Raw genomic sequence first — 23885 nt, forward strand, 5'->3', positions numbered from 1 at the left:
ATTAATATTTTTTATTAGATTTTTGAAATTTAATTAAAGCCTGCTCAGCTTCACCGCTTTTTTATAGAACTCTTTTGCCGGCTCAGCAGGAGCACCGAAATATGTACCAGTTTTCAGGTCTTTAGAAACACCTGAAGTTGCCAGAACAACTGTTTTATCTTCAATCGTTACAGAAGATGCAACACCTACCTGTCCCCATAATGTAACCTCGTTCCCGATATTGCAACATCCGGCAATACCTACCTGTGATGCAATAAGACAACGTTCACCAATAATGGTATCGTGTCCTATCTGTACCTGATTATCTATTTTAGTAGATTTTCTGATTAGTGTAACATCTGTAACACCTCTGTCTAAAGTACAGTTAACGCCAATCTCTACATCGTCCTCCAAAACAACATGTCCAACGGACTGAAGTTTTTCGAAACCATTGGCTGTTTTACGGTAATAAAAAGCATCACCTCCCAGAACAGTTCCGGACTGAATAATCACATTATTACCAATAACTGTTCTGTCTCCAATAACCACATTAGGATGGACCATACAATTATCTCCTATTTTCACATCGTTTCCGATTACTACAGAAGAATGAATGATAGTAGCATCTCCAACTTCAAGATTATGTCTTTCTTCCTTGAAGTCCTGAGTTCTGGTAAAGTGAGTATTGATTAAGTTGAAATCGCGGAACGGATCCTCAGAAATAAGAAGTGCTTTTCCTTCCGGGCATTCTACTTCCTGATCTATAAGAACAATAGTAGCAGCTGAATTTAAAGCTTTGTCATAATATTTTGGATGATTGACAAAGACAATATCTCCGGCTGTAACACGATGTATTTCATTTGTGCCTAAAACCTGAAATTCTGCATCACCCACATAGCGTGCTCCGATAAGATCGGCAATTGTTTTCAGATTCTGAGCTTTTTTAAATTTCATCTGTTTATCTTTTATTTTTTGTTGCCGGACGGAACGGAACCTATAATGATATTACCAGCCTGGAAAACTCATTATAAGTTTCGTTTCATTCGTATATTTTTCTTAAGATTTGATAAAATATAGTTGTTAAGTTGGAATCAACAAATACATTCTATCAAAGTGTCATCTTATTTAATTCTTTCGATATAGCTACCGTCTTCAGTATTGATTCTGATTTTTTCGCCCGGTTCTATAAATAAAGGAACCAGTACTCTTGCACCTGTCTCAACGATTGCATTTTTCAATGCATTAGTCGCTGTATTTCCTTTTACACCTGGATCAGCTTCAATAACTTCTAAAGTTACAGTTGGTGGAATTTCCGCTGATAACGGAGCCTCATCTGCTTCTTTTAAAACGATTGTAACCTCTTCACCTGCTTTCATAAACTGAGCATTTTCGATCATTTCTTTGTTGATATAGATCTGAGTGAAGTCATCATTATTCATGAAATGGAAGCCATTTTCATCGTCATAAAGGTACTGAAATTTTCTGGTAATTACTTTAACCTCTTCGATCTTGTGTCCTGCAGAAAATGTATTATCTAACACTTTTCCGTTGGTTACACTTTTCAGCTTTGTTCTTACGAAAGCAGGACCTTTTCCTGGTTTTACGTGAAGGAATTCAATTACCTTATAGATATCATTGCTAAATTCAATACAAAGACCTTTTTTAATGTCTGCAGTTGTTGCCATTGAGTATTTTTATATTTTTTTGTTTCTTAAATTTTTAATCTTTTGAAGAATTACCATATCCTTTTACAATACCTCTTGGTGAGTTTTGGATAAAGGTAATAATCTCATCTCTTTCCGCTGTAGGAAGAAGTTCTTTTTCAATATATTCTATTGCCTGAGTAGCATTCTTCTTCATCTGGAAAATCGCACGGTAAATAGACTGAATTTCAAAAATTTTTTCGTTGGTAAAACCTCTTCTTCTTAAGCCAATAGAATTAATACCTGCATAGGAAATAGGTTCTCTTGCTACTTTGATATAAGGCGGAATATCTTTTCTTACCAAGGTACCTCCGGAAACCATTACATGTTTTCCGATTCTGGAGAACTGATGCACCGCACTAAGCCCACCAATTACAGCAAAATCTCCAATTTCAACATGTCCGGCAATTCCACAACCATTTACAATTACTACATGATCACCAATTGTGCAATCGTGTGCAATGTGTGATGTAGCCATAATGAGACAGTCATTCCCAACTTTGGTATATCCAAGAGCTTTAGTTCCTCTGTTAATTGTAACACACTCCCTAATTACCGTATTATCACCAATAATTACCTGGCTATCTTCTCCTTCAAATTTAAGGTCTTGGGGAACCGCTGCGATTACCGTTCCCGGGAAAATTTTACAATTCTTCCCGATACGTGCACCATCCATAATGGTTACATTTGGCCCTATCCACGTTCCTGATCCTATCTCCACATCTCCGGCAATGGTTGTAAAAGGTTCTACAATAACCTGATTACCAATTTTTGCTCTCTTATCTACTACGGCTAATTGATGTATCATCCTTTATTTATTCGGTTTTATTTTTTGCTACCTGTGCCATTAGTTCTGCTTCAATAGCCACAGTATCTCCAACATAGCCGTATCCCTGCATATGAACAATTCCTCTTCTGATAGGTTCCATTAATTCAATCTTGAAAATAACGGTATCACCCGGAACAATCTTTCTTTTGAACTTTACATTATCCATTTTAATGAAATATGTAGAGTAATTTTCCGGATCCGGTACGTTCGCCAATACTAAAATACCTCCTACCTGTGCTAGAGCTTCTACCTGTAATACACCTGGCATTACTGGTTCTTTAGGAAAATGTCCCACAAAGAAAGGTTCGTTCATGGTAACATTCTTCAACCCTACCACGTGGCTGTCAGATAATTCTAAGATTTTATCTACTAATAAGAATGGCGGACGGTGAGGAAGAAGTCTCATAATTCCGTTTATATCATAAACAGGATCTGCCTTCAAATCAAAATCCGGCACATTTTTCTTTTTCTGCAATTTATACTGTCTGTTTAATTTTTTAGCAAATTGTGTATTTACAAAGTGCCCTGGTTTGTTAGCGATAACTTTACCTTTTATCTTAACACCTACCAAAGCAAGGTCACCAATAACATCCAGTAATTTGTGACGTGCAGCTTCGTTGGGATATTTAAGGGTAACATTATCTAATATACCGTTTGGCCTGATAGAAACATCTTCTTTACCAAAAGCAAATTTTAATTTTTCTATAGTTTCAGGTGTTAATTCTTTATCAACATATACGATAGCATTGCTGATGTCTCCCCCTTTAATTAATCCGTGATCTAAAAGCATTTCCAATTCGTGCAGGAAACTGAATGTTCTTGCGCTGGATATCTCTTCTTTAAATTCAGAAATATGTTTAAGACTTGCATTCTGAGTTCCCAAAACTTTAGTCCCGAAATCTACCATGCAGGTAATTTCGTAATTATCCGCAGGGATTATTGTAATCTCTGAACCGGAAGCTGGATCTACATAATTCAATACCTCTTTAATTACAAGGTAATCTCTCTGTAGTTCCTGTTCTTCTACGCCAACAGATTCAATGGCTTCTATAAAGTATTTGGATGATCCATCTAAAATAGGAGGTTCTGAACTATCCAGTTCGATAATAACATTATCAAGATCCATACCTACTAAAGCGGCTAAAACGTGCTCCGAAGTATGAATGCTTACTCCTTTCTTTTCAAGAGAAGTACCTCTTTCTGTACTGGTAACATAATTAACATCTGCTTCTACTGTCGGATGTCCTTCAAGATCAGTACGTACAAACACAAAACCTGTATTTTCTTTTGCAGGTTTTAGTGTCATGATTACATTCTTACCAGTATGAAGCCCAATTCCCGAAAGGGTTACTTCTTCTTTTAAAGTCTTTTGCTTATCACTCATTAGTGCTATCTTTTGAGTTTATGTTTTCTAAATTATTAATTCTTTGTACGATATCCGGGAAATTACGGAAATGCACATAACTTCTTCTGAAGTCAGTTGCCGAAATTGCAGGTGATCCATAAAGTACTTCGTGATCGCTAACACTGCTGTTAACTCCGCTTTGTGCCTGGATTTTCACCTGGTTCCCGATATTAATATGCCCAACAATACCTGTCTGGCCACCAATCATATTCCAGTGTCCGATAGTTGTTGAGCCTGCAATTCCTGCCTGAGCCGCAATTACATTGTTCTCACCTAATTTTACGTTATGGGCAATCTGAATAAGATTATCCAGCTTAGTTCCTTTACCTATAATTGTTGAACCAATTGTAGCTCTGTCTATAGTACAGCCAGCGCCTATTTCTACATTGTCTTCAATAATTACATTTCCTAATTGCGGGATTTTTTTGAAACCATCTGCTGTAGGCTGGAAACCGAACCCATCTCCACCGATTACAGTATTGGAATGGATCACACAATTATCTCCGATTACACAGTCATCATAAATTCTGGCACCACTATCAATCTGACAGTTTTTACCAATTTTTACATTTTTACCAATGTAAACTTGCGGATATATTTGTGAACCTTCACCAATAACAGATTTATGAGAAATATAGGTAAATGCTCCGATATAAACGTCATCCATTATTTTAGCAGATTCACTGATAAAAGCAGGTTGTTCTATTCCTGTCTTTTTTGACTGTAAATCCTGATACAGATTCATCAATACCTGAAAAGCTAAATATCCATCTTCCACAGCAATCAGGGCAGACGGATATTTTTTATCTTTATCTATTAGATTTTCCGAAATAATAACGACCGAGGCCTCAGTATTATCCATCAGGGGTAAATACTTAGCATTCGCAAGGAAAGAAAGATTACCTTTCCTACCCTCCTCGATCTGAGAAAATCCGGACACTTTTGTCTCAGGATCCCCTATAACTTTACCTTTAACTAGGTTTGCAATTTGCTCTGCAGTAAATTCCATAGTTTGCAAAGATACTAAAAAAGTGAATAATTTTATCTTTTCAGATCCTGAATTACAACAGGTAAAACTTCTCTTGGAAAAGATAAGATATATTTAGTGCTGAACGTCTTTAAATGCTGGGTTAATATCTGATTTTCGGACTTATCTAATGCAAAAACATCTTCAGATTTACTTTTCAGAAAAATAGGTTGCTTGTTTGTATCGTATGGCAGCAAAGTTCTTTCGATTTGATCCACCAGCCATTCTGCATTATCTATCCCATAGAACTCATTAGTCTTTTGGATGATTTTATCCACAGTCTGTTTGTCAAAAGCTTTTTCCGAAATAATATTTTTAGGAAAATGTCTTTGAGTAATAGATTTACATAAATGACTAAGTACAAAATCCGAATGATTCTGCCAATTTTTAAGACCGAACATAATGTCTGAATCGTCCATCTCGGTAAAGCGTCTGAGGTCTTCCTCAGTCATTTTATCAAATTTATTTTTCTTCAGGAAATAACTCAGGTTTTCTGTAGCAACAAGATCTTCGCCCTGTGCAGCCAATTCTTTTGCTCTTTTCAATACCTTTATAAGTAGGTGTTCTGCAACTGCAGATGTCTTATGAAAATAAACCTGCCAGTACATAAACATTCTGGCCGTTAAGAAATTCTCAATAGAATAAATCCCTTTTGCATCAATAACCAATTCATCTTTATGGACATTCATCATAGAAATAATTCTCTGGGTATTTACGTTCCCTTCTGTAACACCCGTATAAAAACTATCCCGTTTCAGATAATCCAGACGATCCACATCCAATTGGGAAGAAACTAGTTGATTGAAAAATTTACGATGGTATTTTCCCTGAAACATCTGTATTGCCAAATCAAGCTGCCCATTAAAATGCTCATTAAGTTTCTCCATTAAAAGGATGGATAAACGCTCGTGGTGGCAATCATTCATCAGTACAGATTCCAACGCATGAGAATAAGGACCATGTCCTACATCGTGCAAAAGTATAGCCAGTAGAGCCGCTTTTTCTTCTTCCTGAGAAATCTCTGTTCCTTTCATCTTCAAAGTTTCCAGAGCTGTAAACATGACATGTGTTGCTCCCAGTGCATGGTGAAATCTGGTATGCATAGCACCCGGATAAACTAATGAAAGTAATCCTGTCTGCGAAATTCTGCGTAACCTCTGAAAATATGGATGTTCTATAACATCAAAAAGGATTTCATAAGGGATTTTTATAAATCCGTGTACCGGATCATTAACGATTTTCAGTTTATTAACCATTCAGAAATTTTTAGCATCAAAAAGCTATACAAATGTAGTCAATTCCATACAGAGTTAACGGTTTTTAACGCAATCAATTGTCATTTTAGCTATTAATTAAGAACTTTTGGTCGTATTTTTGAAGAGCATAAAAAAGTTATGATGATTGAGACATTACAAATACTTTTCAAAAGAGATCTTCTGAAGCTGAAAACTGAGATCGAATCTTATCAGTCAGAAGAAAATATCTGGAAAATATCAAAGCATATCAGCAACTCTGCAGGTAATTTGTGCCTTCACCTTATAGGAAATCTCAACCATTTTATCGGTGCTATTACGGGTAAAACGGGTTATATAAGAAACAGAGAAGCTGAATTTTCTCTGAAGGATGTACCAAGACCTCAACTCATAGAAATGATAGAGAATACCATTCTGGTGATAGAGAATACGCTGAATAATCTTAGTGAAGATGATCTGAAAAAAGAATATCCGCTTATTGTTTTCGAAGACAAAATGAGTACAGAGTTTTTCTTTACTCATCTTACAGCACATCTCAGTTACCATCTTGGGCAGATTAACTATCACAGAAGATTATTAGAATAAAAAAGAAATAAAAAGAAATTATGTCAGGAAAGATATTATGGGTAGATGATGAAATCGATTTACTAAAACCTCACATGGTATTTCTGGAGGCTAAAGGCTATGTGCTGACTCCGGTAAACAATGTAAATGAGGCGCTGGAAATTCTGGAAAAAGAAAAATATCAGCTGGTACTTATCGATGAGAATATGCCGGGAATTTCGGGATTGGAAGCAATCCCGATGATTAAAAATATAGACTCCACTATCAAAATTGTAATGGTTACCAAAAGCGAGGAAGAACACCTGATGGAGCAGGCTATTGGTTCTCAGATTTCGGACTATATCCTAAAACCGGTAAATCCCAATCAGATTTTGCTGTCATTAAAAAAGAATCTTCAGAGCGAAGATCTTGTAGAACAGAAGACCATATTGGAATACCAGCAGGAATTCAGAAACCTTAGTATGGAACTTTCTTACCTGAACAGTTTTCAGGATTGGGCAGAATATTACAAGAAAATTCTGAACTGGGAGATAAAATTCGATAAAGTCCTGAACAATGAGTTTTCAGACCTTTTACTTAGTCAAAAGGAGGAAGCAAATATTCAGTTCGCTAAATTTATTGAGAACAACTATGCAGACTGGTTAAACTCTAACGAAAAGCCATTAATGTCGCATACTCTGTTTAAAGAGAAAGTAAAACCTGAGGTTGAGAAAGACAAAGTTCTTCTTCTGATGATAGATAACCTACGTTACGATCAGTGGAAAGTTATAGAGCCATTATTTACTCGTTTTTATAATAAGACATCGGAAGATTATTATTTCAGTATCCTACCGACTGCAACACAATATGCAAGAAATTCATTCTTTGCAGGTCTGCTTCCTTCAGAAATAGAAAAAAGATTCCCTGAATATTGGTTTAATGATAATGAGGAAGGAAATAAAAATGAACATGAGAGAGACTTTCTGGAAGATCAGATGAAGCGTTTAGGACTATCCGGTAAACACCTGAAGTATCTGAAAATATTGAATGCTGACTTTGAGAGAAAAATTTACGAGGACTTTAATCAGCATAAAAACAATGACCTTTTAGTTATTGTTTACAACTTCATCGATATTCTTTCTCATGCTAAAACTGACAATGTGATCGTTGACCAGCTTATTCGTGATGATAAGACTTTCCGTTCGCTAACTGAGCACTGGTTCGAGAATTCTTCTCTGATGAAGATTATCCGGCTTGCTGCGGAGAACAAGTTCAAACTGGTTATCACAACGGACCATGGTACTATTTATGTAAAAAAGCCAAGTAAAGTAATTGGTGATCGTGAGACATCCACCAACATCCGTTACAAAACCGGAAAAAGCTTAACATACGAGGACAAAGATGTATGGGCAATAGATTTTCCTGAAAAACTATTCTTACCAAAAGGAAATCTTAGCTCCAAATATATTTTTGCCAAGAACAATACTTTCTTAGCTTATCCTAAGAATTATAACCATTTTGTTAACTATTACAGAGACACCTATCAGCATGGTGGAATTTCTCTGGAAGAAGTAATTATTCCTATTGCTATTTTGGAACCGAAATAAACAAGATAAAATTTAAAATACCGAAACTTACTGTAAACAAACACCTTTACAGCCAAAATGATAAAAGCCGGATAAATAATTTACCCGGCTTTTTTGTTTTGTAACATTAAAAAATACAAATTTGCAGGATTAAAGAATAAAAAATGCTGGAAATTGAAATTTCTTCCATAGAACAATGGCAGGAAGTTGCTGAGAAAATCAAGCAGCATCTGAAGCATAATATCCTGTTCCTAAAAGGTAATCTTGGAGCAGGAAAGACAACCTTTACACAACAGCTTGTAAAATCTCTGGGAAGTAACGATGAAGTTACCTCACCCACTTATTCTATTGTAAATGAATATGAGAGTCCAAAAGGTAAAATTTTTCATTTTGACCTGTACAGGCTACGCAACTTAGAAGAAGTATACGATATTGGCATCGAAGATTATTTGGACAATGCCTTCCTTAGTATCATTGAATGGCCTGAGATATTTCAGGATGAAATTTCTGATCTGCCACACCACGAAATGCAAATCACAAATTCTGATAACACAAGAACAATAAAATTTAAATAGTCCTATCTTTGTTATAAGGATTGATATAAAAGTTAGAAAATGGGTACAACAATTTTTACACCTTTCACAGAAAAAGAACTCATTCCCAAGGAAGAGAAATTAGAAATTGTACGAAAGGAAAAAAAGTTCAGCATCGGAATTCCGAAAGAAACTTGTCTTGACGAAAAAAGATTATGTCTTACTCCCGATGCAGTACAGGTATTAGTACAGGCTGGCCACCGCATTATTATGGAAAATGGTGCAGGAGAAGGTTCTTTTTTTACCGATTTGCAATACGCCGAGGCTGGTGCAGAAATGACAACAGATACTCAGGAAGTATTTAGTCAAAACATTATTCTGAAAATCAATCCGCCGACACTGGACGAGATAGAATTCCTGAAGCCTTGTTCTTACATTATCTCTGCATTACAAATCAACCTGAGCTCCAAAGAATACTTCAAGAAATTATCCGAAAAAAAAATCAATGCAATTGCGTTCGAATATATTATGGATGAGTACAAGCAGTATTCTCTTGTGCGTCTTATCGGAGAGATTGCCGGTACGGTTTCTATTCTTTACTCTTCCGAACTTCTTGCACAAACCAACGGGCAAATGCTTGGCGGGATTACAGGAGTAAGACCTACAGAAGTTGTAATTGTGGGTGCCGGAATTGTAGGTGAATATGCGACAAAAGCAGCTATTGGATTAGGTGCCAGTGTAAAAGTATTCGATAATTCTTTATCCAAACTAAGAAGACTAAATGTGATGGTAGACAGCAGAGTACCTACTTCTATTATCGATCCAAAAGAATTAAAAAAGAGCCTGAGACGTGCAGATGTTGTAATCGGCGCGTTACCAAGGCTTAATATGTTCCCTATCGTCACCGAAGATATGGTAATGCATATGAAAAAGGGCAGTGTAATTATAGACGTTACTGTAGACAATGGTAAAAGTGTCGAAACATCAGAACTTACTACTCTTTCCAAGCCTACCTTTATAAAACATGGTGTTATCCATTGCGGATTACCTAACCTTACCTCCCGCATGTCCAGAACAACTACAAAAGCTATAAGCAATTTCTTTTTAAGCTACTTACTGGATTTTGATCAGGAAGGTGGTTTCGAAAATGTTCTGGTAAAAAATAGTGAAATGAAGCAGAGTCTTTATATGTACAAAGGCAGACTTACGAAGCAGGCTATTGCAAACAAATTTGGAATGCAGTACCACGATATCAACCTTTTAATTTTCTAAATGCGGAGATTCAGATTTTATTTAATAGGCCTTATTCCGGGCATCATCATTGTATTCTTTATTCTAAACCAAAAAGGAACCAGTTGTTCTTATTTTCCAAATGACCGTGTAGTTGCTGAAACCCTTACAAAAGACTTTGTTCTTACTCCGGATTTCCAGCAAGAACTAAAGGCATTGAACCTGAATGAAAAATTCCTGAAGGACAGTATTGTGAGCAAGGGAAAAATAGACTTTGACAGAAGTGAAGCTCAAAAGCAGCCTTGCCCGAAGTATTTACTTTTCTACCCTTCCAAAAAACCTGTATACGAAGTACAGTATGAAAAATGCAAAGAAAATGCTCAGTTTATCAATATCAAAAAAATAAATTAATCATAAACAAATGACCGGAATTTCTTCCGGTCATTTTTATTTATAATCACCCGCTTTGGCGAGGTTAAGATAACGTTCCTCCGGAACGCTTTGAGTTTTCTCAATTATATTCTCTATAAATATAAAGTTCTTAAAGGAACTTTTATGATGAAGCATATTTTCTATATAAAGTTTCATGATAAGAGAAATCGGAAGGAATTAGAATAAAGCTCCAGAGGAGCCTGATCTGTGTAAAAATAAATGCATTCAAAAATAAGTATTCTGGAGGAATATTATCTCGAAACATGAATAGTCAAAAGAATATTTTTCCTCTATATTCCTACTCTGGATTTGTATTTGATTGATATTATATTAGCCTTATAAAATTCCCCAATTCAATAACCTAATATAAAATCAAAGTATTCATACTTAATTCTGCTATCAATTACAAAAGACCATCCGGGCTTTCTTGGATTAAAAATTTGATTTACTTCAGGTAATCCTTACCTTTAGGTTATGAAAATCCTAAACTCTGGTCAGATTAAGCTTCTGGATCAGGAAACTATTGCAATTCAGAATATATCCTCGTGGCAGCTAATGGAACGTGCTTCCGAAGCAGTCACCAATGCTATTCTGGATAAAATAAAAGGCCAGCAACCAGCTTTCAGTATATTTTGCGGAAAAGGAAATAATGGTGGTGATGGTCTGGCAATAGCCAGAATTTTATTTAGAAAAAATTTCGAAGTCCATATCTTTCTGCTTCAGGCCGAACAATATTCCAAAGAAAATCTGGAGAACCAGAAAAGGTTAAAGAATATGAGTATCAACGTTACAGTTTTCAATGAAAACACTACCGTTGATATTCATGAAAATACAATAGTGATAGATGCACTTTTCGGGAATGGCTTACATACTCCTTTAGATAAGAAATGGAAGGATTTTTTTCAACAGATTTCAGATTCTTTACCTCTTAGTATTTTTGCAGTTGATTTGCCATCAGGCTTTATTGCTGACCGTGCAATGGATGAAGATTATCCCTGCCTGAAAGCTGATCATGTGTTTACTTTTGAAATACCTAAAACGGGTCTTCTGTTCCCTGCATCACAAAAATGGTTGGCCGATTTCTCTATCGTTAAAATAGACCTAGATAAAAATATCCGGGAAAGCTTTGATTCTTTCTATTATTTCGTCGAGAAAAAGATGATAAAAAAGTTTTTAAAGCCAGCTTCAAAGTTTTCACATAAAGGAACTTTTGGCCATGTATTAATTATGGGTGGCAGCTACGGAAAAATTGGAGCTACAGTTCTAAGTAGTCTGGCAGCACTAAAAACAGGTAGTGGTCTTGTTACTACTTATTTACCCAAATGTGGTTACAATATTATGCAAAACAGCATAACAGAAGCCATGTGTATCACAGATCCTGGTGAAGAGTATTTATCCAAAGCTCCGGATTTAAATACATATCAGGCAGTAGCTATTGGTATGGGTGTGGGTCAGCACAAAGAAACGGAAAAACTAATGCTAAAATGCCTGAAAGATAATCCTAACCAATACTTTGTTATCGATGCTGATGCATTAAATATTCTGTCAAAGCAGAAAAAGCCCTTTCAGTATGTTCCTAAAAACGCAATCCTTACACCTCACCCAAAAGAACTACAGCGACTGATTGGTGATTGGAAGGATGACTTTGAAAAAATTGAAAAGGTAAGAGCTATCGCCTTAAAATATGAAATCAATATATTAATAAAAGGAGCTTACACCGCCAGTATATTATCCGATGGCAATTGCTATTTCAACTCCACAGGTAATTGGGGAATGGCGACTGCTGGTTCCGGAGATACACTTTCAGGAATACTTGTTTCACTTTTAGGGCAAGGTTATTCATCCTACGAAGCTTGCCTTCTAGGCACCTATTTACATGGATTAGCCGGAGATCTCGCAACAGAAAAAATACATCCACATTCTCTGGTTGCTTCTGATATTTCAAATTTTATAAGTGCTGCTTATTTCGACCTTACCAAATAGAATTGACTCCACACAAATTTTAAAAGGAACTAATATTTTTTGAATAAAAAATTTTGTCACCTCATCCTTAATTTCTAATTTAGCCTCGTGAAAATGAACAACGCATATTATTATTCTAATCTTAACGACCGTTAGGACAAGAATGATATGTCAAAATATTAGTGAACCCTGTCCTTATAAGACAGGGTTTCTTTTTTAGTATAGTAAAGAAAACAGAATCATGAATATCAGTATTATTGGAACTGGGCTTATCGGCGGATCGATGGCCCTGAAATTAAAACAAAAAGGGCTTGCCTCTAAAATTATTGGAATTGACAAAAATGAAAAACATTTAAATGAAGCTAAGTCTCTAGGCATTATAGATGAGTATCTTCCTTTTGATGAAGGTGTAAAAAGTGCTGACCTGATTATTGTTGCTATCCCCGTAGATGCAGCCCGAATAATCCTTCCTAATATACTGGATCTGCTAAATGATAAGCAGACAATAATGGATGTAGGTTCTACTAAAGATGGAATTGTAAAGGCTATTAAAAATCATCCGAATCGTCCCAGATATGTAGCAACTCACCCAATGTGGGGAACCGAAAATAGTGGTCCTGCTGCTGCAATGGCAGATGCTTTTACCGGAAGAGCTGCCGTGATTTGTAATCAGGAAGAATCTGCAGAGGATGCCGTAAAACTTGTGCAAAAAGTTTATAATGCACTTGAAATGAATCTTTTGTACATGGATTCCGAAGATCATGATATCCATACTGCTTATATCAGCCATATATCACACATTACTTCGTATGCACTTGCCAATACCGTTTTGGAAAAAGAAAAAGAGGAAGATACTATTTTTCAGTTGGCAAGTACCGGTTTCTCAAGTACAGTACGTCTGGCAAAATCCCATCCGGAAATGTGGGTACCTATCTTCAGACAAAATAAAGAGAATGTACTGGATGTTCTCAACGAGCATATCTCTCAACTAAGAAAATTCAAATCGGCGCTCGAAAAGGAGAACTATGAATATCTGGAGGAATTAATTCTTAAGGCCAATAAAATAAGAGGAATCTTGAAATAGGATTCAAAAACTTTCAAAAGACGACTAAATAAGCAAGAATCGGGTTGTAAAACATTCTGTTTTGGACAAAATTTGTCAGAAAAAAGAATGAATACAAATTTTAAAATCCAGGGACTAAATCGCGAGATGTTTTCATCATTATTTGCTCTGTCAGACGAAGAATTAGCAAAACGTAATATCACCAGGAAAACAGTTGATAAAGCCAATGCTTTTCCCTGTCGTGTTAGTCTGGAAGATGCTGAGATTGGAGAAAGTGTTTTGTTATTATCATTTGAGCATTTAAAAACCAATTCTCCCTATAATTCAGCAGGAGCAATTTTCATTCGTGAGAATGCCCGGACGAGAGAAATAGCGGAAAATAAAATCCCGGATATACTTACAAGAAGGCTTTTGTCCCTTCGCGCTTATAATAAAAATGAAGCCATGATACAAGCTGATGTTATAAACGGTACAGAACTTAAAAATGTTTTGCATCAATGGCTCGAAAACACGGATATTGACTATATCCATATTCACAATGCCAAACCAGGCTGCTATAGTTGTCTGGTTAAGCGTTCAGTTTAAATTAGGGAAAAAGGCTTCATTAATTTGAAGCCTTTTGTTTTTGTTGATATTCACTGATTAAATCCAGTGTATGTTGTATTGATGTTTGATCTTTCCAGTCGTCATGACCTGCAACGACATACTGAGCATCGGGAAATTTCTGCTGAATATTGTGTATGGACTGTGTCCAGTCGTTTACATAAGCTTCTCCAATAAACCCAAGGTCTTTCGAATCACCACTTTTTACAATGCAGCCTCCTACTAATACTTTGTCTTTAGGGAACCATACAACCACATTATCTGCTGTATGACCTTTTCCCGGATAATAGACCTGAAACTCAGTTTTTCCTACTTTAAAAGATTTATTATTATCAAAAGTGTACTTTGCTCTTGGCTTATTCTCTTTTGCTAAAATAGAATCTGTCATTTTAGTAGAATAAGTTTTTGCACCTAGTTTACCAAAATATTCAAGACCTCCGGCTCTATCATCATGAGAGTGGGTCGCAATGTTCATGATAACTTTCTTTCCGTGTTTTTTATAAATCTCGTCTGTAAAACTTTTAAATTTATCTTCTCCCCACGGGGAGTCTATAACCACTACTCCTTTATCGGTTACCATATATACAGCATTAGCTGCATATTTAGTCCCTTTGAAGGTATTATAGGTTGTATAGACGTATAAATTATCTTTTAATTTTTCAATTTTAATATCAGGGTTCTGTTGCCCAAAAACCTGTAGTCCTGTAAAGCCTAAAGCCAGAACCAATAGCCCTTTTAATCCTTTCATTATTATCTTCTTCTTTGTATTATTAACACTCTGCTACGTTTACTGCTACAGCAAGGCCGCCTTCCGATGTTTCTTTGTATTTGGTATTCATATCCAAAGCTGTTTCCCACATCGATTTAATGACCTGATCCAATGAAACTCTCGCATTATCCGGATTAGATTCCAATGCAATATTAGAAGCCGTTATAGCCTTTATAGCTCCCATTGAGTTTCTTTCTATACATGGAATCTGAACAAGTCCGCCGATAGGGTCACACGTTAATCCTAAATGGTGTTCCATTGCAATTTCTGCTGCCTGTAATACTTGTTTTGGAGAGCCTCCCATAATTTCGGTTAATCCGGCTGCTGCCATTGCTGAAGATACCCCGATCTCTGCCTGACAACCTCCCATTGCTGCCGAGATTGTTGCATTCTTTTTAAATAGTGTTCCTATTTCCCCCGCAACAATTAAAAACCTTACAATATCGTCGTCCGAAATATGCTCAGTAAAGCACTGCGAATACATTAATACTGCAGGAATTACTCCGCTTGCACCATTTGTAGGCGCTGTGATAATTCTTCCGAAAGAAGCATTTTCTTCATTTACTGCCAGTGCAAAGCAGCTTACCCATTTATTAATTGTACTGAAGGTTTCTTCGGCATCTACAACCAGCTGGAACCATTCATTTATATTTTTATAAACTTTATCACCTAAAAGCTTTCTGTTGATACCCGCTGCACGGCGCGTCACATTCAATCCCCCCGGAAGGATACCTTCACGGTTTACCCCTTTGTAAATACATTCTTTAATCTGTTGCCAGATATATAATGCCTGTTTGCGGGTTTCTTCTTCTGATCTCCATGACTCTTCATTTAAAAGAATAAGGTCCGAAATCCTGTTAAGGTTTAGTTTGTCGATATACTTTTTAATATCTTCGGCATGATGGCACGGATAAAGTGTACGAACACAATTATTTTCAATTGAGTTTTCTTCTTGTGTCGCTACAAATCCACCACCCACGGAATAATAATCTTTGGATATTTCCTCACCATTATTGAAAACAGCGCGGAAAATCATTCCGTTAGGGTGAAAATCCAGAGCTCTTTCCATATTCAGGATTAAGTGATGTCCATATACAAAAGGAATCACATGCTCTCCACCAAGATTTAACTTCTGAGACTCTTTTATCTCAGCTACTTTATCATCTATTTTAGAAGTATCTATTAACTTAAAATCTTCGCCACTCAACCCCATCATTCCGGCAATATCGGTACCATGTCCGATTCCCGTTTTGGCCAGTGAACCAAAGAATTCTACAAAAACTTCTTTTACATCTGCTATTTTATATTCACGACGGATATGATCCAGAAACATTTCTGCCGCATTCCATGGCCCCATAGTATGAGAACTGGAAGGACCTATACCCACTTTTATAATTTCAAAAACACTAATCGATTGCATAATCTGAATTTATACAAATTTAGTATTTTATCTACAGGTAGTCAATGATAAATACGTCTTATAGCGGGTGAATTTAAAAATTTGGAAATAAGCTAAATTATAAAGACGTTCTCGATACGTTGCACTCCATTTCCCACTCGAACTGACGAGATTTTAGAATAAATATTATAAACCTATTTAAATTTTATTATCAGTATTCTTCAATAGTTCCTCAAGCTCACTACGAACTTCACTCAGAGTGACATTTATTGTTCAAAACATCTTTCTTTCAGGAGTGTCAGGCTGAGCATGTCGAAGCCATATTTAGAAATAATATTTCTATAACATGTGATGCCACGTCACTTCAAGTGAAATTCTGAAAGAATTTTGTATCGAGAAGTTATTTCTTAAAAGTTCTATCCGACTGTTTGAAATTATATCAACTCAAAACTTTCTGTAAAATATCCGATACTTCCTTTGCTCTGGTTACGGGGAATAAATGAGAAGCTCCTTTAATAATATAATCCGGAGCAGAATTTTTCACAGGGAACACCACGTCTTTATCAGCCAGAATCTGAACAACTTCTTTTTGCTCTTCTCCTTTCCAGTTTAAGATCTGATGAATACACCATTTCAGATAATAAGGCTGTCTGACTGTAAAATATTCATACAGCTTATCTATTCTTTTGTCGTTGGCTTTACGAAAAAAGGCATAGGAAATGGCTTTCTTATTGGAGAAAAAGCTCATCGGAACTACTTTGTATAGCCGCAATAGCTGATTCCAATTAAAAAACCTGGATTTCTCATGACAGGATTTAATACTTCCAAGAATAACAATTTTTTTAGCGGGTTTCAGCTTATGAATTTCCTGTACCAAAATCCCACCAAAAGAATAACCTAATAAATAAAACACTTTGGTATCATCTATTTTTTCTGTCATTCTGGAAATATAATGATCAAAATCTTCATCTCTCTCCGGCATAAGCCAATCGATAAAAACAGGTTCAATATCTTCGTTAAAAGTTATTTTGTCAAATACACGTGCATTGGCTCCCAGCCCGCTGATGATATAGAGTTTTATTTTAGAATCCTGAGGTTGCATTTAAATATAAATATAATATAAACTGGAAGCTTCTCCTTTATAAGGTTACACCACTTTCCAAAATACTAAATGTTTTTCTTTCATTATCTATTTCCGCCATTACACCGTAAGGAATTGTAAATACGGGGCAAGTATGTCCAAAATTCATTTCAGTTACAATAGTCAGATCATCCCGGCCTTCTTCATCTCTTATAACCTGCAATAGTATTTTGTTATACTCCTGAACATATTTATTATCATAAGGCCTTCCTAAAATAAGCCCACTAATTTTCTTAAAAACACCCTGTGCAGCATAATTTCTTAATGCCCAGCAGAACTGAAGCGGAGACATCATTTCTTCCGAAGTTTCCAGGAATAAAATCTTTCCATCCCAGTCAGATTCCGAAAACCAGAAATCCGTTCCTTTCAGGAATTCCAAAACATCTACACAACCACCAATCAGCTCACCTTTAACCTTTCCTGTGCCTTGCAGAAAATTCCATTGGCTGTCTTTTACAAGGCTACGCTTAGTATTCTGCAATTCCGGCTCTCCCCATTCTAAACGCTCTGTTGTCCATCCGTCATGATTAGGTAAAACCTGACCTACAGGTTCTGCAGAGAAAAGAGTTCTTTTAATATCCTCTATTTGGTATTGATGCATGCCTCCATTTTCGGCAAAACCAACCAATACAGATGTTCCGTAAAAAGAAGTTAATCCTGCTTTGTAACAAGCCATGTGAGTAACCGTAGTATCTGAAAATCCCAGAAATATTTTAGGGTTATTACGGATTACTGAAAGATCAGTAAAAGGCAGCGTTCTGATACTATCATCTCCACCAATATTGGAAATAATGGCTTTTACAGATGAATCCGAGAAAGCTTCCATTAAATCTTCTGCCCTTGCCTGAGGATTTTTATAAATGTAATCAGCAGATTTCAGGGCATTTTTTGTTTCCATAACATGGAGTCCGAAAACATCTTCCAGCTGTTTTTTTCCGGCTTCATATCTGTGCGGAAAAGTTCCAGCCCCACCCCATGAAAGAGAAAGGGTAGCAACAGTATCTCCGGGTTTCAATAGTTGTGGTCTGGTAAGTATCATGTTTACAAAAATATAACAAAAAAACGGGAAGTAGCCTCTACTTCCCGTTTCATTAAAAATACTAACTATATTTTATTTATTTCGCAGTCACTTTTACAAGCATATCGATATCGTCTTTGATAACAACATCCTTCATACCAGCTTTATAATTTACTCCAAACTTCTGTCTGTCGAAAGAGAATTTGTTAGACACGATGCTTACCTGTCCTTTGCTATTATTAATTTTTGCAGGGAAAGAGATAGCTTCAGTTTTACCTTTTACAGTAAGGTTTCCGTTTACTACATAGTTGTAAACTTTATCATTATTAGCTTTTACAGAAGTAATCGTAAAACTTGCAGTCGGGAATTTTTCAACCTCAAAGAAGTCACCATTTTTAAGGTGTCCGTTTAGTTTTTGCTGATCTTCACCAGCAACATCAGTAGCGTTGATACTTGTCATATCTAATACGAAAGTACCTCCTGCAACCTGATTGTTTTTCAAAACGATATTACCGCTTTTCAGATTTACTTTACCATAATGTGAAGAAGCATCAGACTTCATCACTTTATAGCCCCACCACTGGATATCAGAACCAACTACCTTTTTGGTTTGTCCAAATGCCAAACCTGCTGTCATTAATAATAGAAAACCTAACTTTTTCATGTGTTGAATTTATGTTAATGCAAAAGTATACCTTTTTTATAGACGATTACCTTATCCTATGATAAGTTTTCAACAATCACTACAAAAACTGCATTTTCATTTTCTATGCTCTTCCATAAGCGCCATAGTAAGCAGCTCCCATTAAAGCTGTTTTACTATTCAGGATTAAGTAGATCGGAATATCTTTTAGTATATGTTCCATTTTATCACTTACGATAAAATTCTGGTGGAATTTATCTTTGTTCAGCAAATTAAAAATCTTCGGAGGAATACCTCCGCCTAATAATAATCCGCCTGTTGCTTTTAGTTTTAGTACAAGGTTTGTTGCCTCACGTGCCATAAAGTCCACAAACATCTCCATTGCAAGAGAACATGTAGGATCCAGTTCACGCATAGCTGTATGGCTAATAATCGCTGAAGGGTCTCCTTCTTCCTCAAATTTCTGCGTAAGCCATGCTGGTTCAGGATGTTTTTTTACATCGCGCAGGAATCTGTAAATATTAAATATTCCAGGGCCTGAGATTACTGTTTCCCAGCTTACGATGCCATAAATAGAGTTCAGGTATTCGTAAAACTCAACCTCTGTTTTATTTCTTGGAGAAAATTCGGAATGTCCGCCTTCTGTTGCAAATGGTCTTAAAGCTTTACCATCCCAGAATAACCCAGCCTCACCAAGACCTGTTCCGGGAGCAAGAATAGCAACATTTCCGTCAATATTAGGATTTCCTTTATGAATTGTAGCCAGATAACCATCGTTTACCTCAGCTAATCCATAAGCTGTAGCCTCCAGGTCATTGATCATTTCCACACGGTTAATACGAAGTTCGTTTTTCAATAACGATACATCCAGAGACCATGGAAGATTTGTAGTAATACACTTACCATCCACAACTGGTCCTGCAACACCGATTGACAAAACATCCGGAAGTTCCAGTTTATAATTTTTGATAAAGTCTTTGATAATATCACTAAAGGAGCTATAATCTCTTGATGGATAGGTAGCTTCTTCTTTTAATACCATTTTATGATTCTCAGAAACAAACCATCCTAAGTTTGTTTTGGTACCTCCAATATCTGTTGCAATTACCGAAAGTCCGTCATTATCAACATTTTTCCAACCAGGAAGGTGCAATGGAAACCTCATTAACTCCATATTAAATAATTATTTTTCCAAAAATATAAAAAAAGCACTTAACATTTTGTTCATATAATATAAAAAAACACCATACCTTAAAAAAACAAACAAATTACTGATTATAAACAAATTACAACATACTCTAAAGTCAATTTCAAGCTACAGTTATTCTTATATAACAAAAAAGCTCTCCCAAAAAGGAAGAGCTCTTACTATTAAATATTAAAAAACTATTTACCTAGTGGAATGTTGTATGCTACACCAGCGCCAATTGTTCCGGCGTTGAATTTAACATCACCAATCTGTCCTTTGTCACCTGTAAATACTTTAGTATAGTGAACAAAGAAGTTCCAGTTTTGGTTGTGGTAGCCAATTTCCGGCTTTAAGTAGAAACCTCCATTTGGCATTTCAGCGTTGTATGGAGAACCATCTTTTGCTACATTGTTTTTACCTACTATAAAACCGTAACCTAAGTCAGCTCCACCATAGAAACCTGTACGAGCAGGGTAATATCTTAGCAATGCAGCAACCGGAATTACTCCAAAGTCATTGTATTTAACATCTCCAGCAGAGAAAGATTTAGTTTTCCCGAAAAACTGGTTGTATCCCGTTGCAATACCTAATCCGAAACCAGGAGTTACAATATTTTGGTAAGATAAATCGAACCCAACATTTGCAGAAGTGTTACCTCCGGTAGAAACACCACCGTTCACCCCTACTTTAAGCATATTATTCATATCAGCACTCTGGGCACTTACTAACCCTGCTGCGAAAATACCAGCTACTAAAGCTGCTTGCTTAATCATTTTCATAACATCTATTTTTTTAAATTTTACTACTATACACCTGTAAAAAGCGTGCCAAAATTAACAAAACATTAACAAAACCTTTATCCATCAGGTTTTAACTCATATTTAAGTATTATAAAAAAAGACCTGTTTTTTATATATTTTTATAAAAACTTAAAGCAATTTAATCTTTAACCTTAACGTTTAATATTAATCATACCAAAAAGAATAAAGCAATATGCTCACAAATTTTGTAAAAAATAAGCATCTGTTGTGGCGGGCAGGCTTTGGTCCCAAAAGCGACAGTCTTAATTTGCTCAGTTTTGACACACTGAAACTATGGAAACAAATTCTGGCAGATTCTACAGAAGCCGATGTCCCTGCAATAAAAGTAGTGGACGAGAGCAATCTGCTTGTGGATGGTAATATTAAAAATGATCCGGAAGCAAGAAAACTCAGAAACCAACAGTTGAATATGCAAACCAATCAGATTGCTTTGGATTGGATAGACAAAATGGCATATTCTCCACAACAACTTCGTGAAAAAGTTGCTTTTTTCTGGATGGGTCATTTTGCTTCGCGTATACAGAACAGTAATTTCAATCAGGATTTGCTAAACATTGTACGACAGAAAGCTTTAGGGAATTTTGGTGATCTGCTAAGGGCCGTCAGTCAATCAGCATCTATGCTAAGCTTTCTGAATAATCAGCAAAACAGAAAAGGTCACCCTAATGAGAACTTTGCGCGCGAGGTAATGGAACTGTTTACAATGGGCAGAGGTCATTATACAGAAAAAGATATAAAAGAAGCTGCAAGAGCTTTTACGGGATGGGGTTATGATAAAACAGGAATTTTTCAGGAAAGACCAAAGCTCCATGATGATGCTGAGAAAACTTTTCTGGGACAAACCGGAAATTTTAACGGAAGTGATATCCTGAATATTATTCTGCAACAAAAAGCAACCTCCAAATTTATAGCGACTAAAATCTATCGTTTTTTTGTGAATGAAACAGTCAACGATCAGATTGTAGACGAAATGGCCACTGTCTTTTACAAAAGCAATTATAATATTGCTAAATTACTTGACCATATTTTCACATCAAAATGGTTCTATAATGAGGCAAATATCGGCACCAGAATAAAATCGCCTATAGAATTATTTGTAGGCATACAACGTACTTTGCCATTAAGCTTTGAAAAACCGGAAGTTATTATTAACTACGGCAATTTGCTCGGGCAGGTTATCTTCCGTCCGCCAAATGTTGCCGGGTGGCCAAGTGGTACCAACTGGATAGACAGCAGTACTCTACTGCTAAGAATGCAGATACCGCAAATATGGAGCGGCATTATCCCTATGGTATATAAACCCAAAGAGGACGATGATACCTATATGGGACAGAAGCAACATTTTAATCCTAAAAACGCAAAAGCAAATATCAACTGGGCGCAGGCAGAGACTATACTGAAAGATCAGAATCTTGCAGATCTGCTTCTCCAGAAAAAAGTAGCTTCTTCTTTAAATGTTATTAAAGAATACTCCGGAAAATCATTTGAGGCAGATGTTATCAACCTTATGTCCGTTCCTGAATACCAACTATGCTAAATTCCTGACAATATGCTGATCAATCGTAGAAATTTTCTTAAAATAAGCTCATTAGCCAGCGCATCTCTTATGATGCCTAAATTTCTGAAAGCAATGGAATTGCCTCAGGCACTCCCGACACAAAACAAGATTCTTGTTGTTCTCCAGCTTAGCGGAGGTAATGACGGACTGAATACGATCATACCGGTAAGGAATGACCTTTACTATAAAAACCGAAATGGCATATCTATAAGCAAGGAAGATTCACTTTCTTTAACTGACGAAGCTTCTATACATCCGTCTCTGACATTCTTTAAAGAATTATATGATAACGGGGAACTTGCAGCACTGAACAATGTAGGTTATCCCGATCCTGACAAATCGCACTTCAGAAGTATGGATATCTGGCAGTCCGCCAGCAGTTCAAAAGATTTTTGGGAAACCGGATGGTTGGGCCGTTATCTGGATGAAGCCTGTCATACCTGCACACATCCAACACAAGCTCTGGAAATAGACGATATGCTGAGTCTTGCACTGAAAGGTTCACAGAATAAAGCAATAGCGGTTACGGACCCTAAAAGACTGTTTAATTCGAGTAATGAGGCTTTCTATAAAAAGTTAAACGATTCTCATTCTCATGATGAACAGGTTGTGGATTATCTTTATCAGACTTTGGGAAATACCATTAGCAATGCATCTTATATTCTTGAGAATACAAAGGTAAAGCCTGCTTCATCTACCTATCCTGCTACAGGACTGGGCAAAGATTTTAAAACCATCGCTTCTCTTATAAATTCAGATATCAACACACAAGTATACTATCTGTCTGTAGGAAGTTTTGATACTCATGTTAACCAGCTTCAGACGCAAAAAAATCTGTTTACTCAGATCAACGATGCTGTTAAAGCATTTATCAATGACCTAAAAACTAATGGCAGATTTCAGGATGTATTATTAGTTACTTTTTCTGAATTTGGCAGACGTGTAGCTCAGAATGCCAGCGGAGGAACAGACCATGGTACAGCGAATCAGATGTTCCTTATTAGTGGCGGGCTGAAGAAAAAAGGCCTTCTAAATCCATTATCTAATCTGGAAAGACTAAATGACGGAGATCTTATCTACACCGAAGATTTCCGGAATGTATACGCTACTATTCTCAAAAAATGGCTAAATGCAGATGATCAAAAGATCCTGTCACGGCAGAATACATTTTATGATTTTATTTAAAATAAAAAATAACT

General features: G+C 36.2%; 23 protein-coding genes. 10 read left to right on the top strand and 13 right to left on the bottom strand.

The window, feature by feature from the left end; genetic code table 11:
• Positions 1-33 precede the first annotated feature (33 nt).
• The 6 genes from BAZ10_RS15540 to BAZ10_RS15565 form a co-directional block, all read right to left on the bottom strand.
• Positions 34-933 carry a UDP-3-O-(3-hydroxymyristoyl)glucosamine N-acyltransferase gene (locus tag BAZ10_RS15540; RefSeq protein ID WP_078772804.1) on the bottom strand — a complete coding sequence of 300 codons (900 nt, stop codon included), beginning with the start codon at positions 931-933 and terminating at the stop codon, positions 34-36.
• A 167-nt stretch (positions 934-1100) separates the two neighbouring features.
• Complete coding sequence (gene efp / locus BAZ10_RS15545) at positions 1101-1664, bottom strand: elongation factor P (protein WP_009091817.1); 564 nt, start codon at positions 1662-1664, stop codon at positions 1101-1103.
• Between the two features lie 34 nt (positions 1665-1698).
• Positions 1699-2490 carry an acyl-ACP--UDP-N-acetylglucosamine O-acyltransferase gene (lpxA, locus tag BAZ10_RS15550; RefSeq protein WP_009091819.1) on the bottom strand — a complete coding sequence of 264 codons (792 nt, stop codon included), beginning with the start codon at positions 2488-2490 and terminating at the stop codon, positions 1699-1701.
• 7 nt (positions 2491-2497) lie between these two features.
• The gene (locus tag BAZ10_RS15555) at positions 2498-3895 is read right to left on the bottom strand and encodes a bifunctional UDP-3-O-[3-hydroxymyristoyl] N-acetylglucosamine deacetylase/3-hydroxyacyl-ACP dehydratase (protein ID WP_078772805.1); all 1398 of its coding nucleotides are present in this window, start codon (positions 3893-3895) and stop codon (positions 2498-2500) included.
• Complete coding sequence (lpxD, locus tag BAZ10_RS15560) at positions 3888-4925, bottom strand: UDP-3-O-(3-hydroxymyristoyl)glucosamine N-acyltransferase (protein WP_078772806.1); 1038 nt, start codon at positions 4923-4925, stop codon at positions 3888-3890. Before lpxD ends, BAZ10_RS15555 begins: the two co-directional genes overlap by 8 nt.
• Before the next feature lie 32 nt (positions 4926-4957).
• Complete coding sequence (locus BAZ10_RS15565) at positions 4958-6199, bottom strand: HD domain-containing protein (RefSeq protein WP_078772807.1); 1242 nt, start codon at positions 6197-6199, stop codon at positions 4958-4960.
• Positions 6200-6340: 141 nt separating this feature from the next.
• On the opposite strand from BAZ10_RS15565, the gene BAZ10_RS15570 reads away from it, so the two are divergent.
• The 8 genes from BAZ10_RS15570 to BAZ10_RS15605 all read left to right on the top strand — a co-directional run bounded on the left by BAZ10_RS15570 (position 6341) and on the right by BAZ10_RS15605 (position 14130).
• Complete coding sequence (locus tag BAZ10_RS15570) at positions 6341-6781, top strand: DinB family protein (protein ID WP_078772808.1); 441 nt, start codon at positions 6341-6343, stop codon at positions 6779-6781.
• Between the two features lie 20 nt (positions 6782-6801).
• Entirely contained in the window at positions 6802-8346 is a 1545-nt protein-coding gene (porX, locus tag BAZ10_RS15575; protein ID WP_078772809.1) for a T9SS response regulator signal transducer PorX, read from the top strand.
• 143 nt (positions 8347-8489) lie between these two features.
• On the top strand, positions 8490-8900 hold the full coding sequence (gene tsaE, locus BAZ10_RS15580) for a tRNA (adenosine(37)-N6)-threonylcarbamoyltransferase complex ATPase subunit type 1 TsaE (RefSeq protein ID WP_078772810.1): 411 nt from the start codon (positions 8490-8492) through the stop codon (positions 8898-8900).
• Positions 8901-8939: 39 nt separating this feature from the next.
• Entirely contained in the window at positions 8940-10130 is a 1191-nt protein-coding gene (locus BAZ10_RS15585; protein WP_078772811.1) for an alanine dehydrogenase, read from the top strand.
• A complete protein-coding gene (locus BAZ10_RS15590) occupies positions 10131-10499 on the top strand; it encodes a hypothetical protein (protein WP_059324809.1) in 369 nt (122 codons plus the stop codon).
• 495 nt (positions 10500-10994) lie between these two features.
• A complete protein-coding gene (locus BAZ10_RS15595; RefSeq protein ID WP_078772812.1) occupies positions 10995-12503 on the top strand; it encodes an NAD(P)H-hydrate dehydratase in 1509 nt (502 codons plus the stop codon).
• Positions 12504-12723: 220 nt separating this feature from the next.
• Positions 12724-13566, top strand: coding sequence for a prephenate dehydrogenase (locus BAZ10_RS15600; protein WP_078772813.1), 843 nt, complete (start codon positions 12724-12726; stop codon positions 13564-13566).
• Between the two features lie 87 nt (positions 13567-13653).
• Positions 13654-14130, top strand: coding sequence for a DUF1203 domain-containing protein (locus BAZ10_RS15605; protein ID WP_078772814.1), 477 nt, complete (start codon positions 13654-13656; stop codon positions 14128-14130).
• A gap of 19 nt (positions 14131-14149) precedes the next feature.
• Here the strand turns inward: BAZ10_RS15605 and blaB are convergent, their stop codons facing one another.
• From blaB to BAZ10_RS15640, 7 genes are all read right to left on the bottom strand, one after another.
• Entirely contained in the window at positions 14150-14896 is a 747-nt protein-coding gene (gene blaB / locus BAZ10_RS15610; RefSeq protein WP_164461286.1) for a BlaB family subclass B1 metallo-beta-lactamase, read from the bottom strand.
• Between the two features lie 22 nt (positions 14897-14918).
• Positions 14919-16337 (bottom strand): L-serine ammonia-lyase, encoded by a 1419-nt coding sequence (locus BAZ10_RS15615; protein WP_034869810.1) that lies wholly within the window; start codon positions 16335-16337, stop codon positions 14919-14921.
• Between the two features lie 418 nt (positions 16338-16755).
• Positions 16756-17418 (bottom strand): alpha/beta hydrolase, encoded by a 663-nt coding sequence (locus tag BAZ10_RS15620; protein ID WP_078772816.1) that lies wholly within the window; start codon positions 17416-17418, stop codon positions 16756-16758.
• Between the two features lie 37 nt (positions 17419-17455).
• Entirely contained in the window at positions 17456-18496 is a 1041-nt protein-coding gene (locus tag BAZ10_RS15625; RefSeq protein ID WP_078772817.1) for a S66 family peptidase, read from the bottom strand.
• A gap of 76 nt (positions 18497-18572) precedes the next feature.
• Positions 18573-19139, bottom strand: a complete 567-nt coding sequence (locus BAZ10_RS15630) for a YceI family protein (RefSeq protein ID WP_078772818.1) — start codon at positions 19137-19139, stop codon at positions 18573-18575.
• A gap of 103 nt (positions 19140-19242) precedes the next feature.
• Positions 19243-20283 (bottom strand): glucokinase, encoded by a 1041-nt coding sequence (gene glk, locus BAZ10_RS15635; protein ID WP_245803837.1) that lies wholly within the window; start codon positions 20281-20283, stop codon positions 19243-19245.
• Positions 20284-20504: 221 nt separating this feature from the next.
• Positions 20505-21086 (bottom strand): hypothetical protein, encoded by a 582-nt coding sequence (locus BAZ10_RS15640; RefSeq protein WP_045184434.1) that lies wholly within the window; start codon positions 21084-21086, stop codon positions 20505-20507.
• Between the two features lie 214 nt (positions 21087-21300).
• On the opposite strand from BAZ10_RS15640, the gene BAZ10_RS15645 reads away from it, so the two are divergent.
• Positions 21301-22665, top strand: a complete 1365-nt coding sequence (locus BAZ10_RS15645) for a DUF1800 domain-containing protein (RefSeq protein ID WP_078772820.1) — start codon at positions 21301-21303, stop codon at positions 22663-22665.
• Positions 22666-22677: 12 nt separating this feature from the next.
• A complete protein-coding gene (locus tag BAZ10_RS15650) occupies positions 22678-23871 on the top strand; it encodes a DUF1501 domain-containing protein (RefSeq protein WP_078772821.1) in 1194 nt (397 codons plus the stop codon).
• Positions 23872-23885 lie beyond the last annotated feature (14 nt).

Source organism: Elizabethkingia occulta, from assembly GCF_002023715.1.
In the GTDB taxonomy this organism is placed as follows: domain Bacteria; phylum Bacteroidota; class Bacteroidia; order Flavobacteriales; family Weeksellaceae; genus Elizabethkingia; species Elizabethkingia occulta.

Coding starts and splice junctions, on each gene's coding strand:
- BAZ10_RS15540 (WP_078772804.1), bottom strand. CDS start 933: ATGAAATTTAAAAAAGCTCAGAATCTGAAAACAATTGCCGATCTTATC.
- efp (WP_009091817.1), bottom strand. CDS start 1,664: ATGGCAACAACTGCAGACATTAAAAAAGGTCTTTGTATTGAATTTAGC.
- lpxA (WP_009091819.1), bottom strand. CDS start 2,490: ATGATACATCAATTAGCCGTAGTAGATAAGAGAGCAAAAATTGGTAAT.
- BAZ10_RS15555 (WP_078772805.1), bottom strand. CDS start 3,895: ATGAGTGATAAGCAAAAGACTTTAAAAGAAGAAGTAACCCTTTCGGGA.
- lpxD (WP_078772806.1), bottom strand. CDS start 4,925: ATGGAATTTACTGCAGAGCAAATTGCAAACCTAGTTAAAGGTAAAGTT.
- BAZ10_RS15565 (WP_078772807.1), bottom strand. CDS start 6,199: ATGGTTAATAAACTGAAAATCGTTAATGATCCGGTACACGGATTTATA.
- BAZ10_RS15570 (WP_078772808.1), top strand. CDS start 6,341: ATGATTGAGACATTACAAATACTTTTCAAAAGAGATCTTCTGAAGCTG.
- porX (WP_078772809.1), top strand. CDS start 6,802: ATGTCAGGAAAGATATTATGGGTAGATGATGAAATCGATTTACTAAAA.
- tsaE (WP_078772810.1), top strand. CDS start 8,490: ATGCTGGAAATTGAAATTTCTTCCATAGAACAATGGCAGGAAGTTGCT.
- BAZ10_RS15585 (WP_078772811.1), top strand. CDS start 8,940: ATGGGTACAACAATTTTTACACCTTTCACAGAAAAAGAACTCATTCCC.
- BAZ10_RS15590 (WP_059324809.1), top strand. CDS start 10,131: ATGCGGAGATTCAGATTTTATTTAATAGGCCTTATTCCGGGCATCATC.
- BAZ10_RS15595 (WP_078772812.1), top strand. CDS start 10,995: ATGAAAATCCTAAACTCTGGTCAGATTAAGCTTCTGGATCAGGAAACT.
- BAZ10_RS15600 (WP_078772813.1), top strand. CDS start 12,724: ATGAATATCAGTATTATTGGAACTGGGCTTATCGGCGGATCGATGGCC.
- BAZ10_RS15605 (WP_078772814.1), top strand. CDS start 13,654: ATGAATACAAATTTTAAAATCCAGGGACTAAATCGCGAGATGTTTTCA.
- blaB (WP_164461286.1), bottom strand. CDS start 14,896: ATGAAAGGATTAAAAGGGCTATTGGTTCTGGCTTTAGGCTTTACAGGA.
- BAZ10_RS15615 (WP_034869810.1), bottom strand. CDS start 16,337: ATGCAATCGATTAGTGTTTTTGAAATTATAAAAGTGGGTATAGGTCCT.
- BAZ10_RS15620 (WP_078772816.1), bottom strand. CDS start 17,418: ATGCAACCTCAGGATTCTAAAATAAAACTCTATATCATCAGCGGGCTG.
- BAZ10_RS15625 (WP_078772817.1), bottom strand. CDS start 18,496: ATGATACTTACCAGACCACAACTATTGAAACCCGGAGATACTGTTGCT.
- BAZ10_RS15630 (WP_078772818.1), bottom strand. CDS start 19,139: ATGAAAAAGTTAGGTTTTCTATTATTAATGACAGCAGGTTTGGCATTT.
- glk (WP_245803837.1), bottom strand. CDS start 20,283: ATGAGGTTTCCATTGCACCTTCCTGGTTGGAAAAATGTTGATAATGAC.
- BAZ10_RS15640 (WP_045184434.1), bottom strand. CDS start 21,086: ATGAAAATGATTAAGCAAGCAGCTTTAGTAGCTGGTATTTTCGCAGCA.
- BAZ10_RS15645 (WP_078772820.1), top strand. CDS start 21,301: ATGCTCACAAATTTTGTAAAAAATAAGCATCTGTTGTGGCGGGCAGGC.
- BAZ10_RS15650 (WP_078772821.1), top strand. CDS start 22,678: ATGCTGATCAATCGTAGAAATTTTCTTAAAATAAGCTCATTAGCCAGC.